The sequence below is a fragment of the Afipia massiliensis genome (assembly GCF_014203115.1).
GTDB classification, from domain to species: Bacteria; Pseudomonadota; Alphaproteobacteria; order Rhizobiales; family Xanthobacteraceae; genus Afipia; species Afipia massiliensis.
This window is the reverse complement of record NZ_JACHIJ010000003.1, coordinates 519417-534500: the sequence shown is the minus strand read 5'-3', so window position 1 is coordinate 534500 and position 15084 is coordinate 519417. Positions and strand designations below refer to the sequence as shown.

The 15084-nt window shown below is 63.1% G+C and carries 17 protein-coding genes; 10 read left to right on the top strand and 7 right to left on the bottom strand.

Going from position 1 to position 15084, the window contains the following annotated elements; translation table 11 throughout:
- Positions 1 to 49: 49 nt before the first annotated feature.
- On the top strand, positions 50 to 1333 hold the full coding sequence (locus tag HNQ36_RS12150; RefSeq protein WP_184085361.1) for a glycerate kinase type-2 family protein: 1284 nt from the start codon (positions 50 to 52) through the stop codon (positions 1331 to 1333).
- 187 nt (positions 1334 to 1520) lie between these two features.
- On the opposite strand, the gene HNQ36_RS12145 is transcribed toward HNQ36_RS12150, so the two are convergent.
- A complete protein-coding gene (locus HNQ36_RS12145) occupies positions 1521 to 2042 on the bottom strand; it encodes a MarR family winged helix-turn-helix transcriptional regulator (protein WP_184085359.1) in 522 nt (173 codons plus the stop codon).
- Between the two features lie 181 nt (positions 2043 to 2223).
- On the opposite strand from HNQ36_RS12145, the gene HNQ36_RS12140 reads away from it, so the two are divergent.
- The 3 genes from HNQ36_RS12140 to HNQ36_RS12130 are packed head-to-tail and all read left to right on the top strand — an operon-like array spanning position 2224 to position 5768.
- A complete protein-coding gene (locus tag HNQ36_RS12140; RefSeq protein WP_184085357.1) occupies positions 2224 to 3264 on the top strand; it encodes a branched-chain amino acid ABC transporter permease in 1041 nt (346 codons plus the stop codon).
- 3 nt (positions 3265 to 3267) lie between these two features.
- Complete coding sequence (locus HNQ36_RS12135; protein WP_184085955.1) at positions 3268 to 5040, top strand: branched-chain amino acid ABC transporter ATP-binding protein/permease; 1773 nt, start codon at positions 3268 to 3270, stop codon at positions 5038 to 5040.
- Positions 5037 to 5768, top strand: coding sequence for an ABC transporter ATP-binding protein (locus HNQ36_RS12130; protein WP_184085355.1), 732 nt, complete (start codon positions 5037 to 5039; stop codon positions 5766 to 5768). Before HNQ36_RS12135 ends, HNQ36_RS12130 begins: the two co-directional genes overlap by 4 nt.
- Before the next feature lie 230 nt (positions 5769 to 5998).
- Here HNQ36_RS12130 and HNQ36_RS12125 read toward each other — a convergent pair whose 3' ends face one another.
- Positions 5999 to 7153, bottom strand: coding sequence for an ABC transporter substrate-binding protein (locus HNQ36_RS12125; RefSeq protein WP_184085353.1), 1155 nt, complete (start codon positions 7151 to 7153; stop codon positions 5999 to 6001).
- Positions 7154 to 7467: 314 nt separating this feature from the next.
- Here HNQ36_RS12125 and pobA point away from each other — a divergent pair, with 314 nt between their 5' ends.
- Positions 7468 to 8637 (top strand): 4-hydroxybenzoate 3-monooxygenase, encoded by a 1170-nt coding sequence (pobA, locus tag HNQ36_RS12120; protein WP_184085351.1) that lies wholly within the window; start codon positions 7468 to 7470, stop codon positions 8635 to 8637.
- A 126-nt stretch (positions 8638 to 8763) separates the two neighbouring features.
- Positions 8764 to 9192 (top strand): PaaI family thioesterase, encoded by a 429-nt coding sequence (locus HNQ36_RS12115; protein WP_184085348.1) that lies wholly within the window; start codon positions 8764 to 8766, stop codon positions 9190 to 9192.
- Between the two features lie 12 nt (positions 9193 to 9204).
- On the opposite strand, the gene HNQ36_RS12110 is transcribed toward HNQ36_RS12115, so the two are convergent.
- On the bottom strand, positions 9205 to 10104 hold the full coding sequence (locus HNQ36_RS12110) for a LysR family transcriptional regulator (RefSeq protein ID WP_184085345.1): 900 nt from the start codon (positions 10102 to 10104) through the stop codon (positions 9205 to 9207).
- Between the two features lie 103 nt (positions 10105 to 10207).
- Here HNQ36_RS12110 and HNQ36_RS12105 point away from each other — a divergent pair, with 103 nt between their 5' ends.
- Complete coding sequence (locus HNQ36_RS12105; protein WP_184085342.1) at positions 10208 to 10831, top strand: pyridoxamine 5'-phosphate oxidase family protein; 624 nt, start codon at positions 10208 to 10210, stop codon at positions 10829 to 10831.
- 109 nt (positions 10832 to 10940) lie between these two features.
- On the opposite strand, the gene HNQ36_RS12100 is transcribed toward HNQ36_RS12105, so the two are convergent.
- On the bottom strand, positions 10941 to 11672 hold the full coding sequence (locus HNQ36_RS12100) for a glutathione S-transferase family protein (RefSeq protein ID WP_184085339.1): 732 nt from the start codon (positions 11670 to 11672) through the stop codon (positions 10941 to 10943).
- A 103-nt stretch (positions 11673 to 11775) separates the two neighbouring features.
- Between HNQ36_RS12100 and HNQ36_RS12095 the strand changes: the two genes are divergently transcribed.
- The 3 genes from HNQ36_RS12095 (at position 11776) to HNQ36_RS12085 (ending at position 13066) form a co-directional block, all read left to right on the top strand.
- Positions 11776 to 12474, top strand: coding sequence for a helix-turn-helix transcriptional regulator (locus HNQ36_RS12095; protein ID WP_184085337.1), 699 nt, complete (start codon positions 11776 to 11778; stop codon positions 12472 to 12474).
- Between the two features lie 4 nt (positions 12475 to 12478).
- The gene (locus tag HNQ36_RS12090; RefSeq protein ID WP_184085334.1) at positions 12479 to 12817 is read left to right on the top strand and encodes a YkgJ family cysteine cluster protein; all 339 of its coding nucleotides are present in this window, start codon (positions 12479 to 12481) and stop codon (positions 12815 to 12817) included.
- Positions 12818 to 12883: 66 nt separating this feature from the next.
- Entirely contained in the window at positions 12884 to 13066 is a 183-nt protein-coding gene (locus HNQ36_RS12085; protein WP_184085331.1) for a hypothetical protein, read from the top strand.
- A 64-nt stretch (positions 13067 to 13130) separates the two neighbouring features.
- Here the strand turns inward: HNQ36_RS12085 and HNQ36_RS12080 are convergent, their stop codons facing one another.
- From HNQ36_RS12080 to HNQ36_RS12070, 3 genes are all read right to left on the bottom strand, one after another.
- On the bottom strand, positions 13131 to 13535 hold the full coding sequence (locus tag HNQ36_RS12080; protein WP_184085328.1) for a hypothetical protein: 405 nt from the start codon (positions 13533 to 13535) through the stop codon (positions 13131 to 13133).
- Positions 13536 to 13758: 223 nt separating this feature from the next.
- Positions 13759 to 14640: a haloalkane dehalogenase gene (locus HNQ36_RS12075; protein WP_184085325.1), complete on the bottom strand. Its 882-nt coding sequence runs from the start codon at positions 14638 to 14640 to the stop codon at positions 13759 to 13761.
- Positions 14637 to 15068, bottom strand: coding sequence for a nuclear transport factor 2 family protein (locus tag HNQ36_RS12070; protein WP_184085322.1), 432 nt, complete (start codon positions 15066 to 15068; stop codon positions 14637 to 14639). The genes HNQ36_RS12075 and HNQ36_RS12070 overlap by 4 nt, the downstream gene beginning before the upstream one ends.
- Positions 15069 to 15084: the final 16 nt, after the last annotated feature.

Genomic DNA, 15084 nt, shown 5'->3' with positions numbered 1-15084 from the left:
GGCCGATCATGTCATGTCTGGAGCCCGTCCAGAGCCACCCGATGACATGATGACCGACAGACGCCCTCTGCTGCGCGCGATCTTCGACGCCGCCGTCGCCGCGGCCCATCCGGATCGCATTCTTGCCGACCATCTGCCCCCTCCGCCGGGCGGTCGCATCATCTGTCTCGCCGCGGGCAAGGCCGCGGGCGCGCTGGCCCATGCAGCGGAGCGCTATTACCTCGACGAAGGCCGCATCGATCCGGAGCGGTTGTCGGGACTCGCCACCACGCGTCATGGCTACGGCATGCCGACCCGGCGCATCGAAATCATCGAGGCGGGTCATCCGGTGCCCGATGAAGCCGGCCTGAAGGCTGCGAGCCGGACGCTTGAAGTGGCGCAGAGCGCGAATGCCGACGATCTCGTTCTGGTGCTGTTGTCCGGCGGCGGTTCGGCAAATTGGGTCGCGCCGGCGGACGGCATTTCGTTCGCGCAAAAGCAGGCGATGAACAAGAGCCTGTTGCGATCCGGCGCGCCGATCGGCGAGATGAACACCGTGCGCAAGCATCTGTCCCGCATCAAGGGCGGCAGACTGGCTCGCGCGGCCGCCCCCGCGCAGATTCTGACACTGGCGATTTCGGATGTGCCATTCGACGATCCGGCGACCATCGCGTCCGGGCCGACCGTGCCGGACACCACGACGCTGGCGGACGCCCGCGAGATCGTCGCCCGTTATGGAATCAAGGCGGACGATGCCGTGATCGAAGCATTGAGCGATCCGCGCAACGAGAGTTGCAAGCCCGGCGACGCAGCCTTCGGGCGTTCGGACTTTCGGATCATCGCGCGGCCGCAGGAATCCCTCGATGCTGCGGTGGCCGTTGCGCGCAACGCCGGTTACGAGATCGTCGCACTCGGTGCCGACCTCGAGGGCGAAGCGCGCGACGTCGCCGCCGCCCATGCGCAGATCGCACTGAAGGCGCATGCCGAGGGAAAAAGACTGGCGATTCTCTCCGGCGGTGAACTCACCGTCACTGTGCGCGGCAACGGACGCGGCGGCCCCAATCAGGAATACGTGCTCGCGCTCGCGAGCCTGTTTGCGGATACATCAGGCATTTCCGTGCTCGCGGGCGACACCGACGGTGCTGACGGCGGTGCAGGTCATCCGACCGACCCGGCCGGCGCGATCCTCGATCAGCGCACCTTCGCAAAGATCAGCGAGTTCAAGCTCGACCCGAAGGCTTATCTCGACAACAACGACGCCACGGCGTTCTTCATAGCGACGGGCGATCTGCTCAACACCGGCCCGACGCTGACCAACGTCAACGACATCCGTATCATTCTGGTGGACCCGTAATTCTGCATTTGAGTCCGCGATATCGCTTCAATTACGATGTCGTCCCCGCGAAAGCGGGGACCCATGACCACCGCATCCTCGACCGAAAGCGGACGTTGAAGATGGTGCATAAATTTACGACAGGGAGTAAGGGTCCCCGCTTTCGCGGGGACGACGAAAAGAAAATCACGTGGGACACAAGGAGCCCCTAAAACTCCCGCGCGATCTTGCCCAGCATGGTCAGCAGCAGGTCGCGGTTGTGATCGCCGAGCAATTCCCTGAGCCGGGCTTCGTGCCGTGCCTCGATCAGCTTTCGCGCCCGCGACAGAACCGCGCGGCCCTTGTCGGTCAAGCGCAGGATATGCGAGCGGCGGTCGTTGCTGGACCGGCTCCGCGCGCACAGATCGCGGCTCTCCAGTTCATCCAGCAAAGCCACGAAATTCGGCCGCAGGATACCGAGCGTCGAGGCAATCTCGGTCTGGTTGCGCCCCGGATTGGTCTCCACCAGCATCAGGACGGAAAACTGCGCCGGGGTCAGTTGCAGCGGCGCGACGCAGCGGATGAAATCCTCGAAAATCCGCAGTTGCGCGCGCTTGAGCGAATAGCCCAGGAACTCGGACAGGTCGCCGACCTGGACCGCGTCCGCGGGCGGCGCGGGACGTGATGCCGGACGCGCCGGCCGCTTCCTGGCCTTCGCCGCGCCGGCGCTCGCGGTCCTGGAAACAGCCATCGTGCGCTTCCCGTCGTCGGTTGTTATAAGGGCGCCTCGAACGGCTTGGGGCCGATCGGGCTTGTGATTATACTCGATAATTGTTATGAAACATACCAAATAGCGATGGCGGAATTCAACCGCCGCTTTTGGTGCCGGCGGACCTTTCCATCCGCTTGTGCGCGTTGCGTGAGGGGACGCCTTGGATAGCACGATCCTTCTGTTCCTGCTGCAGGACGGAATAACCAGCGGCGCGATCTACGCGCTGCTCGGGCTTGCGCTCGTGCTGGTGTTCGCGGTGACCCGCGTCATTCTGATCCCGCAGGGCGAATTCATCACCTTCGGCGCGCTGACCTACGCCACGCTGGCCACCGGCAAGGTGCCGGGCACAGCACTGCTGGCGCTCGGCATGGGCGTCGTCGCCTTCTGCTTCGATATGGTGTCCGGCCGCAACGTCATGAGCGCACAGCGATTGCTGCGGTCGCTGGCGCTGAACATCCTGCTGCCGCTGGCGATCTGGGGCATCGCCATGGCGATGGCGGGGCGACAGAACAGCGTGGCCGTCAATTTTCTGCTGTCGATCGTGATCGTCGCGCCGATCGGCCTTTATCTCTATCGCATCGCCTATCAGCCGATCGCGCATGCCTCGGTGCTGGTGCTGCTGATCGCGTCGGTCGGCATGCATCTCGCCCTGCAGGGGCTGGGGCTGGTGTTTTTCGGCCCGGAAGGATTACGCGCGCCGGCGATTTCGGCGGCGGCTTTCACGATCGGCCCGCTGCGGTTCACCGGCCAGAGCATCGGCATTTACGCCATTACCATCCTGCTGATCGTCGGGCTGTGGCTGCTGTTCGGCTATACGCTGTACGGCAAGGCGTTGCGCGCCACCGCGGTCAACCGCCTCGGCGCGCGCATCGTCGGCATTCGCACCACGCTGTCCGGACAGGTCGCGTTCCTGCTCGCCGCCGTGATCGGCACGATTTCCGGAATCCTGATCGTCCCGATCACCACGATCTACTACGACACCGGGTTCCTGATCGGCCTGAAAGGCTTCGTCGCCGCCATCATCGGCGGCCTCGTGAGCTATCCCCTCACTGCCGCCGCCGCTCTGGTGGTCGGCATCGTCGAGGCGTTCTCATCGTTCTATGCCAGCAATTTCAAGGAGGTCATCGTCTTCACGCTGCTGCTGCCGGTCCTGATCCTGCGCTCGCTGGCGTCGCCAGAGGTCGAAGAGGAAGAGGACTAAGTGATGGCACAGCGATGGGGCATGATCGTATTTGCGCTGGTGATGGCGGGTCTTCCGTTCATTCCCGGCATGCCGCCGTTCTGGATCGTGCTGCTCGACAATATCGGGCTGGCCGCTCTGGTGGCGATGGGCCTCGTGCTGCTGACCGGCGTCGGCGGCCTCACCTCGTTCGGCCAGGCCGCGTTCTGCGGCTTCGGCGCCTACACCACCGCGATCCTCACCACCTCCTACGGCGTGTCGCCGTGGCTGACATTGCCGCTGTCGCTGATCGTCAGCGGCGCCGCGGCCGTCATCCTCGGCCTGATCACGGTGCGTCTGTCCGGCCACTACTTGCCGCTCGGCACCATCGCCTGGGGCATCAGCCTGTTCTACCTGTTCAGCAAGCTTGAACTGGTCGGACGCAACGACGGTATTTCGGGCATTCCGCCGCTGTCGATCGGCGCGCTGCAGTTCACCGATCCCGGCAAGATCTATTTCGCGATCTGGTTCGCAGTCATTCTCTGCGCCCTGCTGACGATGAACCTGCTTGATTCCCGCACCGGGCGCGCGATCCGCGCGCTGCGCCGTGGTCATATCGCAGCAGAAGCGTTCGGGGTGCAGACCGCGCGCGCCAAGCTGCTGGTCTTCATCTATGCCGCCGTGCTCGCCGGCCTGTCCGGCTGGCTCTACGCGCATTTCCAGCGCGCGGTGAACCCGACACCGTTCGGTCTGAACGCCGGCATCGAATATCTGTTCATCGCCGTGGTCGGCGGCGCGGGTTACGTCTGGGGTGCGGTGCTCGGCGCCGGCGTGGTCGTCGTGCTCAAGGAATTCCTGCAGAGCTTCCTGCCGGTGGTGTTTCACGGATCGGCGCAACTCGAGACCGTGATTTTCGGCATCCTGCTGGTGGTGCTGCTTCAAGTCGCGCCCGGCGGCATGTGGCCGCGCCTCGCCGCCCTGCTGAAGTTCAATTCCGGAAAGCTGCCCCGTCCGCAGACGGCGGAGCCCCTGCCGCCGCGCAGCAAGGCCATCGCCACATCGGAAACACTGCTCGACGTTCAGGCCGCGCGCAAACAGTTCGGCGGTGTCATCGCCGTCAACGATGTCTCCTTCAATGTCAACGCGGGCGAGATCGTCGCCCTGATCGGGCCGAACGGCGCGGGCAAGAGCACCACGTTCAATCTGATCACCGGCGTGCTGCGCTCATCCGGCGGAACGATTTCCATCCTCGGCCACAACGTCGACAATGCTCCACCGCAGGACATCGCCAAACTCGGCGTCGCCCGCACCTTCCAGCACGTCAAGCTCGTGCCCGACATGAGTGTGCTGGAGAATGTCGCCATCGGCACGCATCTGCGCGGCCACGCCGGCGCGATAGCCAGCATGCTGCGGCTGGACCGGAAGGACGAAGCCGCCCTGCTCGCTGAGGCCGCAAAGCAGATCGAGCGCGTCGGTCTCGGCGACCAGATGCATCAACTCGCCGGAAGCTTGTCGCTCGGTCAGCAGCGCATCGTGGAAATCGCCCGCGCGCTCTGCGTCGATCCGATCCTGCTGCTGCTCGATGAGCCGGCAGCCGGACTGCGCCACTTGGAAAAGCAGAAATTGGCGTCATTGCTGCGCCAGTTGCGCGCTGAGGGCATGTCGGTCCTGCTGGTCGAACACGACATGGGCTTCGTGATGGACATCGCAGACCGCATCGTCGTGCTGGAATTCGGCACCAAGATCGCCGAAGGCAAGCCCGCAGCTATCCGCGCCAACCCCGACGTGATCAAGGCCTATCTGGGGACCGCGTCATGACGAAACTGCTGGCGATCGAAAACGCGCACATCGCCTACGGCAAGGTCGAAGCTGTGCGCGGCGCCACCCTCGACGTCAACGCCAACGAGATCGTCACCATTGTCGGCGCCAACGGCGCGGGGAAGACCACCCTGCTCAACGCCATCATGGGCATCCTGCCGCTCAGGGGCAGCGTCGTTTTCTCGGGCCAGCAGATTTCCCGTTTCGAGATCGAGGACCGCGTCGCGGCCGGACTCTGCATCGTGCCCGAACATCGCGAACTGTTCGGGACCATGACGGTGGAGGAAAACCTGCAGCTCGGCGGTTTTCGCGTGCCCCGCGCCACTGCCGCCCGTGAGCAGGAGCGCGTCTACACGCTGTTCCCTCGGCTGAAAGAGCGTCGTACCCAGCTTGCCGGCACGCTCTCCGGCGGCGAACAGCAGATGCTGGCGATGGGCCGCGCCCTGATGAGCCAGCCGCGGCTGTTGATGCTGGACGAGCCGTCGCTCGGCCTCGCGCCGCTGATCGTGGCGGATATTTTCCGCACCATCGGCGAGTTGCGTCAGGCCGGTGTCTCGGTGCTGCTGGTGGAGCAGAACGCCCGCGCTGCGCTTGAAATCGCCGACCGCGCCTATGTCATGGAGCTTGGCGAGTTCATCATGAGCGGCTCGGCGAAGGAGATCAGCGGCGACCAGCGCGTGGTTGCAAGCTATCTCGGATTCCAGCACGACGAACAGAGCAGGCACTGAGTAGTAGCGCCAAGTTTGCTCTTATCAACGTGCGTCGTCCCCGCGAAAGCGGGGACCCAGACCTACCGCGCTGTCTGAAAGCAGATGTCAGACGTTACGCATGAAATTTGACGATAGGGAGTATGGGTCCCCGCTTTCGCGGGGACGACATCGTATGTGTTACAGACTGATGCACACACGAAAATGCCCGGCACGAGGCCGGGCATTCGTCAGAACGAACGTTCGTCCCGTTACTTCACGACTTCATACTTGCCGTTCTTCACGGTCAGGATAATGCGCGAGCGATCATCGGTGCCGAAACGGTTCTTGTCGGTGAAGTTATAGACGCCCTGGCTGGCCGCGATTTCCTTCTCGGACAGCAAGGCCTCACGGAGCGCCTCGCGGAATTCCGGCGTGCCGGGTTTCGCTTTCTTGAGGGCGACCGGCACGACGCGCTTCATGACTTCGAAGGCATCGAACATGTGGCCCGCAAACTGGCTGCGGGTGTTGGCGCCGTACTTCTTCTCATAGGCGGTGTTCAGCGCCATGCCCGGCTTCTTGGTCAGCGCGCTGTCGTCCTGGCCTTCTGGAGCCATCACCGGACCAGCGGCCATGATGACGCCTTCCGCCGACGGACCGGCGATGCGGATGAAGTCCATCGCCGCCGCACCGTGGGTCTGGTAGATCAGGCCCTTGTAGCCGCGCTCGCGCAGCGCCGACTGCGGCAGCGCCGCGCCGGTGCCCGATGCGCCGATCAGGATGGCGTCGGGATTGGCCGCGACCAGCTTCAGCACCTGACCCGCCACCGAGGTGTCGGGTCGCGCGTAACGTTCTTCGGCCACGACCGTGATGCCGCCCATGGCGCCGGTCTGCGTCTTCAGATCGTTCAGCCACAGATCGCCGTAGGAATCTGAGAAGCCGATATAGCCGACGGTCTTGATGTTGTTCTTCTTCATGTGCTCGTAGAGCACCTTGCCCATGATCGGAACCGGCTGCGGCAACACCGCGGTCCACTTCTCGCGGGCCGGGGTGATCGGAATCGGCGCGAGGCTGAACTGCACCACGCCGACTTCGTTGGCGACGGTCGAGATCGCAATCGATGGCGGTGTGGTCGACGAGCCGATGATGATGTCGGCGTTGGATTCGGTCACGAACCGGCGCGCATTGGTGGTGGCGGCGGTCGGATCGCCGGCGTCATCCAGAACAATGGTCTTGATCTTGGCGCCGCCGATCTCAGTCGGCACGAACTCGAGCGCATTCTTCTCAGGAATGCCGAGCGCAGCCGCGGGGCCGGTGGTGCTGATGCTGACGCCGATGGTGATGTCCTGCGCAGCGGCAAAGGTCACGGCACCCGGCAGCGACACGGAAGCCGCCAATACCACGGCGGTCCAGGTTAGCTTTGTCATCAAGTCCTCCCTCAAATACTCTTTTCAAGTTTCATTCAGTGACCGGCAAACGCGGCACAGCATTCTTTGCGGTGCAACATCGCGGCCGGAATTGCCGTCATTCAGATAGAAGTTGCCGGCCATTTGCAATGCCTGCCGCCCCTGCCATTGGTATGACAGTTAAGACACGCAGGCATTGAACCGGACCATCAGCGAACCGCGGTTGCGGGCAGCTTTCGGCCCATGATCGACAGCCTTTTCGTATATTGTTATCTGGTATAATCAATTTTCAGCGACGGGCAAAACCCTATTCGCAAGGCCGGGAGTGACACAGGTTGCGGACACAGGTTGCCATCATCGGCGGAGGCCCGGCGGGATTGCTGCTCGGACAATTGCTGCACCGCTACGGCATCGACAATGTCATTTTCGAGCGCAAGGACCGCGACTACATCCTGGCGCGGATCCGGGCGGGCGTGCTCGAACAGGGCACCGTCGGTCTGCTGGACGAGGTCGGCGTCTCGGCGCGGCTGCACCAGGACGGCCTGATCCATCACGGCATCGAACTGGCGTTCGGCGGGGCGCGTCACCGGATCGACATGACGCAGGCAACCGGCAAAACGGTAACTGTCTACGGGCAGACCGAAGTGACCCGCGACCTGATGGACGCGCGGCTCGCGGCAGGGCTCAGCACCGTCTACGACGCCGACAATGTCAGCCTGCATGACTTTGACGGCGACCAGCCGCGCGTGCGTTACGTCAAGGACGGCGTCAGCCACGACGTCACCTGCGATTTCATCGCCGGCTGCGACGGCTTCCACGGCGTCAGCCGGCAGAGCGTCAGCCAGAACGCACTCAAGACATTCGAGCGGGTCTATCCGTTCGGCTGGCTCGGCCTGCTGTCAGAGACGCCACCGGTGTCGCCGGAACTGATCTACAACAATCACGAGCGCGGCTTCGCGCTCTGCTCGATGCGCTCGTCTCACCGTAGCCGCTACTACCTGCAATGCGCGCTCGACGATCACATCGACAACTGGCCCGACGACAAGTTCTGGGACGAGTTGAAGCGGCGGCTGGACCCGGAAGCCGTCGATCAACTCGTCACCGGACCGTCGATCGAAAAGAGCATCGCGCCGTTGCGAAGCTTCGTCGCCGAACCGATGCGGTTTGGCCGGCTGTTTCTGGCCGGCGACGCCGCGCATATCGTCCCGCCGACTGGCGCCAAGGGTCTCAACCTCGCCGCCAGCGATGTGCATTATCTCTCCACGGCATTGCGCGAATTCTACGCGGACAAATCCGCCGCCGGCATCGATGACTATTCGCGCCGCGCACTCAGCCGGGTCTGGAAGGCCGAACGCTTCTCGTGGTGGATGACTTCGATGCTGCATCGTTTTCCCGGCACCGACGAATTCAGCGCGCGCATCCAGCGCGCGGAGCTGAACTATCTGGTCGAGTCCGACGCCGCGAAAACCTCGCTGTCGGAAAATTACGTCGGTTTGCCGTACTGAACCACGCACGGCCGTTGTTTCAAACGTCCGTCGACATCACGTTTCAAACTTGATTTCGAATGATCGCTGTTACTGCGTGCTCTATTATGAGCACACAACACGCGACGTATCATTTGAAAGACAACAATGACGATGACCGATTCTTTCGCCGACGTCCCCGAAGGCTTCGCGCGCCACCCGCGGCGCAGCCCGCTCACCGAGCCCTGGGAGCCGATCTATTTCAAAGCGACGCCGGATGCCTACATTCTCGGACTGCGGCTCGCCGAGGCACACACCAATTCGCGCGGGTTGATTCATGGCGGGCTGATCGCTGCGCTGGCCGACAACGCCATGGGATTGAGTTGCGGCGTCAAGGGCGGCCTCTCGGGCATTGTCACCATCAATCTTTCAGTCGATTATCTCGGCTCCGCGAATATCGGCCAGTGGCTCGCGTTCGAAACCGACTTCGTGAAAATCGGCGGCTCGATCTGCTTCGCGCAGTGCTTCGTCACGGCCGATGGGGAACCCTGCGCGCGGGCCAATGCGACGTTCAAGATCCCAAGCCGGAAATCCTGATGCCGGTCGCGGCTACGCCGTCCCGAACCGCCAGTTCGCCTGCGCAATCACGAGATCGGCGAAGGCCCTGACCTTCGCCGATAACAAGCGCGAGGTCGGATACACCAGATGGATCGGCATCGGCGGCAGTTCATACTTCGCCAGCACGATCTTCAGCCGTCCGGCCTTGAGCGACTCCGCCACCTGATAGGCAAGCACGCTGATCAACCCACCGCCCTGCTCGGCGTGAAGCACCGCCGCATCGGTGCTGTTGGTGGCGAAGCGCGACGTGTTCGGCACGCGAAACTCGCGGCCATTCTCGGTGAAGCGCCACTCGGACAGGGACGTCGCGCCGGAGAATTGAATGACCTCGTGTTGGGCCAGTTCGGACGGCTTTGACGGCACACCGTGAACTTTAAGATAACGCGGCGAAGCTACCACGATCCGCCGCATATCGCCCACGGCGCGCGCGACCACGCTGGAATCCGCCAGATGCCCGATGCGCACCGCAAGATCGACGCCTTCGTCCACCAGATTGACCATCCGGTCCGACAGGCGGAGTTCGGCGCTGACGTCCGGATATTTCTTCAGATAGGCCGACATGATCGGGCCGACATGCAGCCGCCCGAACATCAGCGGTGCGGAGACTATGAGCCTGCCCGATGGCTGGGTGCGTTCGGCCTGTGCCGATGCTTCGGCTTCCTCGACGTCGCCGAGAATCCGCCGCGCCCGTTCGAGATAGCGCGCACCGACATCGGTCAGTGTCACCGATCGCGTGGTGCGCTGAAGCAGCCGCGCGCCGAGATGATTTTCAAGACTGGCGATCAGCCGCGTGACGGCCGAGGCCGACAGGCCGAGTTTGCGGGCGGCTGGCGCGAATCCCTCGAGATCAGCCACGGAAACAAAGGCGCGCATGGCGTCGATACGGTCCATAGCATTATTTCATATCCTGCAATGATCAACTGTCAACGCCGGTGATTATACAAGCACCGCTACTGACTAGATTTGGACTATCCTGCCGACCCGGAGGTCCGCCATGACAAACGCCGCCACTTTTTCCAGCGACGTCGCTTTTACACCGGCCGTGAAGGCCATTCAGGCCCGCAAGGGCTCGCGCGGTGGCTACGCGCATATGGAAGACGGCGGCGGTTTTCGCACCGAGATCGACCCGTCCCTCGCCGCCTTTATCGGCGAGCAGACCAGCTTCTTCCTGGCGACGGCGAACGCCGACGGTCAGCCCTACATCCAGCATCGCGGCGGCCCGCCGGGCTTCATCAAAATTCTCGACAAGACCACGCTGGCCTTCGCGGATTATCGCGGCAACCGGCAATATATCACGCAGGGCAATCTCAGCGAGAACCCGAAGGCGTATATTTTCCTGATCGACTATGTCAATCGCCGCCGGATCAAGATCTGGGGCGAGGCGCGCGTGGTCGAGGACGATGCGGCGTTGACGACCTCGCTGATGCCGAAGGATTACAAGGCCAAGCCTGAACAGGCGATCCTGTTCAAGATCACAGCATGGGACAGCAACTGCCCGCAGCACATTCCTATGAAGTTCGATGCCGCCGATGTCGCGACGGCCATCGCTGCCCGGGATGAGCGCATCGCCGAGCTTGAGGCGGAGGTGGCGCTGTTGAAATTGCGGACGACGACCTGAAACTCGTCATTGCGAGCGAAGCGACGCAATCCAGACCTTTAAGCGGCGATGTCAAAGAGAACTGGATTACTTCGTCGCTCCGCTCCTCGCACTGACGGCGAGTGCTCCGTCAGGCCGCCACTGCTTCCACGCGCTGCCACGCATGCTCCGGATAGTACCGCGCCATCATGCGATCGACGTAAGCGACGAGATTGGAGAACTCCAGCGCGTGCTGACGCAGCGGGGAATCGAAGAACGGTGTCAGCAGGCCGGCCAGCGCGGCGAAAGCGGTCGCGTCCACGCCGCTGGGACGTTCGCCCATCAGGTAAGGCTTCCAGCCGAGCAGCATCGACAACGCGGACAGCGAGCGCACGCCAAGCTCGGTGATTTCCTCCGGCGTATGGCGAGCCAGCCCCGCGATCCGCATGGTGTCCGCGACCCGGCCGCGCACATCTTCGCGCAGTGCATCGCGAATGTTCTCGGGCGCTCCGTCGAAGAAATGCGCCGGTCCCTTCGCGAAATTCTCAGGGATCAACCAGCGCGCATAACCTGACGCCCAGTTGAAATGATTTTCGATCATCCGCTCGATCGCCCAGGCTTCCGCCCGCTGGCGCTCGTCGAGCACCGCGTCGAAATCGAAGCCATAAGTCTTTTCGAGATGCAGGCGGATGAAGGTGGAATCGGCCACCTGCGCGTCGCCGTCGTCGATATAAGGCAACTGCCCCTTCGGCGAATGGTCCGGCATCGCCTGCTGCTTGACATAAGCGAGGCCCGCCATCTTGAGCTGGACCTCGGTCTTGGTGACGTAGGCGCTGATTTCAGGGAGGCCGAAGCCGGGGCCAAAGCCGTACAGGGTGATCATGGGGGCATCCTTTGCGCGTTGAAAAGATGCGTGTTTGTAGATACCCCCTGCTGCCACCATACTGTCAGCAAACCGGCCCCTGGCCAAGGCTAAGAGACCGCGAATGAGGCGCGCCGACCGGCTGTTCCAGATCATCCAGGTGCTCCGGCGCACCCGCAAGCCGCTGACCGCCGAGGCCATCGCCAGGGAACTGGAAACCTCCAAGCGCACGATTTACCGCGACATCGCTACCCTGATCGGCCAGCGCGTCCCGATCCGGGGCGAGGCCGGCACCGGCTATGTGCTGGAAAAAGGCTTCGACATGCCGCCGCTGATGCTGACGCCGGACGAGATCGAGGCGGCGGTTCTGGGCGCGCAGTGGGTCGCAGGCCGGGCCGATCCGGTGCTGGCGAAGGCGGCGCAGGACCTGATCGCCAAGATCGTCGACACCGTCCCGGAACGGTTGCAGCCGCTGGCGCTCGAACCCGCCAGTGGGACGCCGCCGAAATGGGACCTGCCGCCGGAGAGCATCGATATGACGCAATTGCGCGCGCATATCTATGCCAGCAAGAAAATCCTGCTGCACTACCGCGACGAGCAGGGCCGCGACAGCAAGCGCACGGTCTGGCCGATCGCGGTCGGCTATCTCGAAACCGTCCGGTTGCTGGCGGCCTGGTGCGAGCTGCGACAGGATTTTCGCAGCTTCCGGATCGATCGCATGACCGACGCCGAGTTTCTCGACGAAAAATATCCCGAGCGGCGGGCCGCGTTACGGGCGAAGTGGATGCAGAGCTTTTCGCTCAACAACGTGCGCGAGCGCTGATGTCATGACCGCAACCGACAATCCCTGCCAAAGCTGCGGCGCTTGCTGCTCTTATTCGAGCAACTGGCCGCGCTTCACGGTGGAAGACGACGACGCGCTCGATCTCATTCCCGAAAAATTTGTCAACGACCGGCTGTCCGGCATGCGCTGCGACGGCGACCGCTGTACCGCGCTCACCGGCAAGGTCGGCGTCGCGACCGCATGTGGAATTTATGACGTGCGGCCCGAGGTCTGCCGCACCTGCATGCCGGGCGATCCGGAATGCGGGATGGCGCGGCGGCGGTTCGGACTTCCTGAACTTGTTGGGGAACTTCCGCCCGGTTCCATCGTCAGCGACCAATAATCTGGAACCAACCAGCCGCGTCAGGCGTCAATGCTTCAACAGCCTTGAGCGAGGGAGCACCACGCCATGCGGGAAATGGAAATTCATGACTATGCGCGGCAACTGATGGAGGCGCATGGTCCTCGGGCGATTGCGGAGGCCGCGCAGAGGGCAACCGAGTGCGAGGCGGAAGGCAAGCTTGAGCTGGCCAAGGACTGGCGACATGTCGAGGACGCGCTGAAAATGATGCGCGGGCCGCGTCAGGGCTAACGCGAAATTCCATCTGGCCGGACGACAAGTTCCGCCGCGTGAGGAAGCGGCGGCAAGGGATGGCTTATGCCGGCATCGCCGCGAGTTCGCTGTCGTCGTCGAGGTCATCGGCGATCGGGGCGAACGTGCTGAGCGGCTTGGTCGACAGCGTGATGTTGCGGCGGCTGCCATAAGAGGATGCAGATGGTGTCGCCGAGGGCGCTTCCCGCGACATCGCGAACAGCGTCGACCCGACGATGCCGCCCTGCTCCACCAGATCACGCTCCGTGCAGGTCGCGGCGATCGCAAGGCTCATGCCATGCAGATGCGCGCGCTTGTAGCAGAACAGCGCCAGCATGGCCCTGACGTCCGACGATACCGATTCCACAAGCTGAGGAAGGCCATGTTCGCTCGCTCGGTACAGGCTTCCGAGCATTTCGTCGCCCACCGGGCAGACATCGTTCTCAAAGGCTTCGCGGCTGGATAACATTGGAAATCTCCCCAGCACATGATCCGCCGGTATGGGCGGCTTGGCGGAAAAATCATGCGCCACTACGTTTTGGAAGATGCAATGCAAATTCCTAACGCAGGGTTAACCACGCGCCCCGGTTCGTCCGCGCGTTCATTGAATGTTAGAGAGATGGAACCGGGCAGACGACGCGCGAATCAACCGATGATTCGGCAAAGGCAGACAGGGAGGCAGCGTTCGAAGCCTAAACCCGCTTGTCCTCGATCCAGCCCGCGATGGCGCGGCCGATGGCCGGCCCGGAATCTTCCTGGATGAAATGGCTACCGGGAACGGTCACTTCGGTCTGGTTTTTCCAGCCGCGGCAGAACTCACGCACCTTGCCGATCAGGATCGCGCCGGGCTCGGCATTGACGAATAACTTCGGGACATCGTTCTCCGCCATCCACTTGGCGTAGGCGTCGACGATCGCAACCACGTTGGCGGGTTCACCGCCAATGGGAATCTGGCGCGGCCATGTCAGCGTCGGCCAGCGATCTTCGCGGTTGAGAAACGGCTTGCGGTATTCCGTCATCTCGGCGTCCGACAGCTTGCGCAGCACCGACCCCGGCAGCACCCGCTCGATGAACAGGTTGCGGTCGAGGATCATCTGCTCGCCCTTGTCGGAGCGGAAGCCCTGGAACACCGGCGTCGCAGCCTCGCTCCACTCGTCCCACCCAGCGACCGGCCGTACGATGCCTTCCATGTAGACGATGCCGCGCACGCGGTCGCGGTGCTGGTTGGCCCAGTCGAAACCGAGCGCCGAGCCCCAGTCGTGAATCACCAGCAGGACTTTCTCACTCGGGCCGATCACGGCATCAATGAAAGCCCACAGATGATCGCGGTGAGTGATGAAGCGATAGGTGTCAGGCTTCACATCCGGCAGCTTGCCGGAATCGCCCATGCCGATCAGGTCAGGCGCGATCAGGCGGCCCTGACCTTCAAGTTCGGGAATGACATCGCGCCAGAGATAGGACGAGGTCGGATTGCCGTGCAGGAACAGGATCGGCGCGCCCTCGCCGCGCTCGTGATAGGCCATGCGGTGGCCGAGCACATCGACGAACTTCTTTGCGAGCGGCTGTTCGGTCATGGCGCTCCTTGCGACAGCAATTGATCGATCAGGGCCTGATCCTGATCGTAGACCCAGCACTCATGGAGCCGGTTCTCGCGGATCGTATACACAAGCAGCCGCTGCACGTCCGTGGTCTTGCCGTCATGGCTGAATTGCTCGCTAGCCAAAACCGCGCCGCGCTCCGGACCGGCCATAATGTGATCGACACTGAGCAGCTTGCGGCGCGTGCGCTTGCGGAATTCTTCCAGCACCGTCAGGGCCGCGGCTTTGCCCTTGTGCACGCCGGACAGCGGATTGTTGCCGACATAGTAGAGCGTGAACTGCTCGTGATAGCAGTCGCGGATCGTCGGAAAGTCGCCGGCGGCCCAGGCCGTGGCGTAACGCGTGATGACGCGGCGAATCTGCTCGGTCGCCGCCGCGTCATCGGTCGCCTTCATGTCGGCCATCGCAACTTCCTTCTAG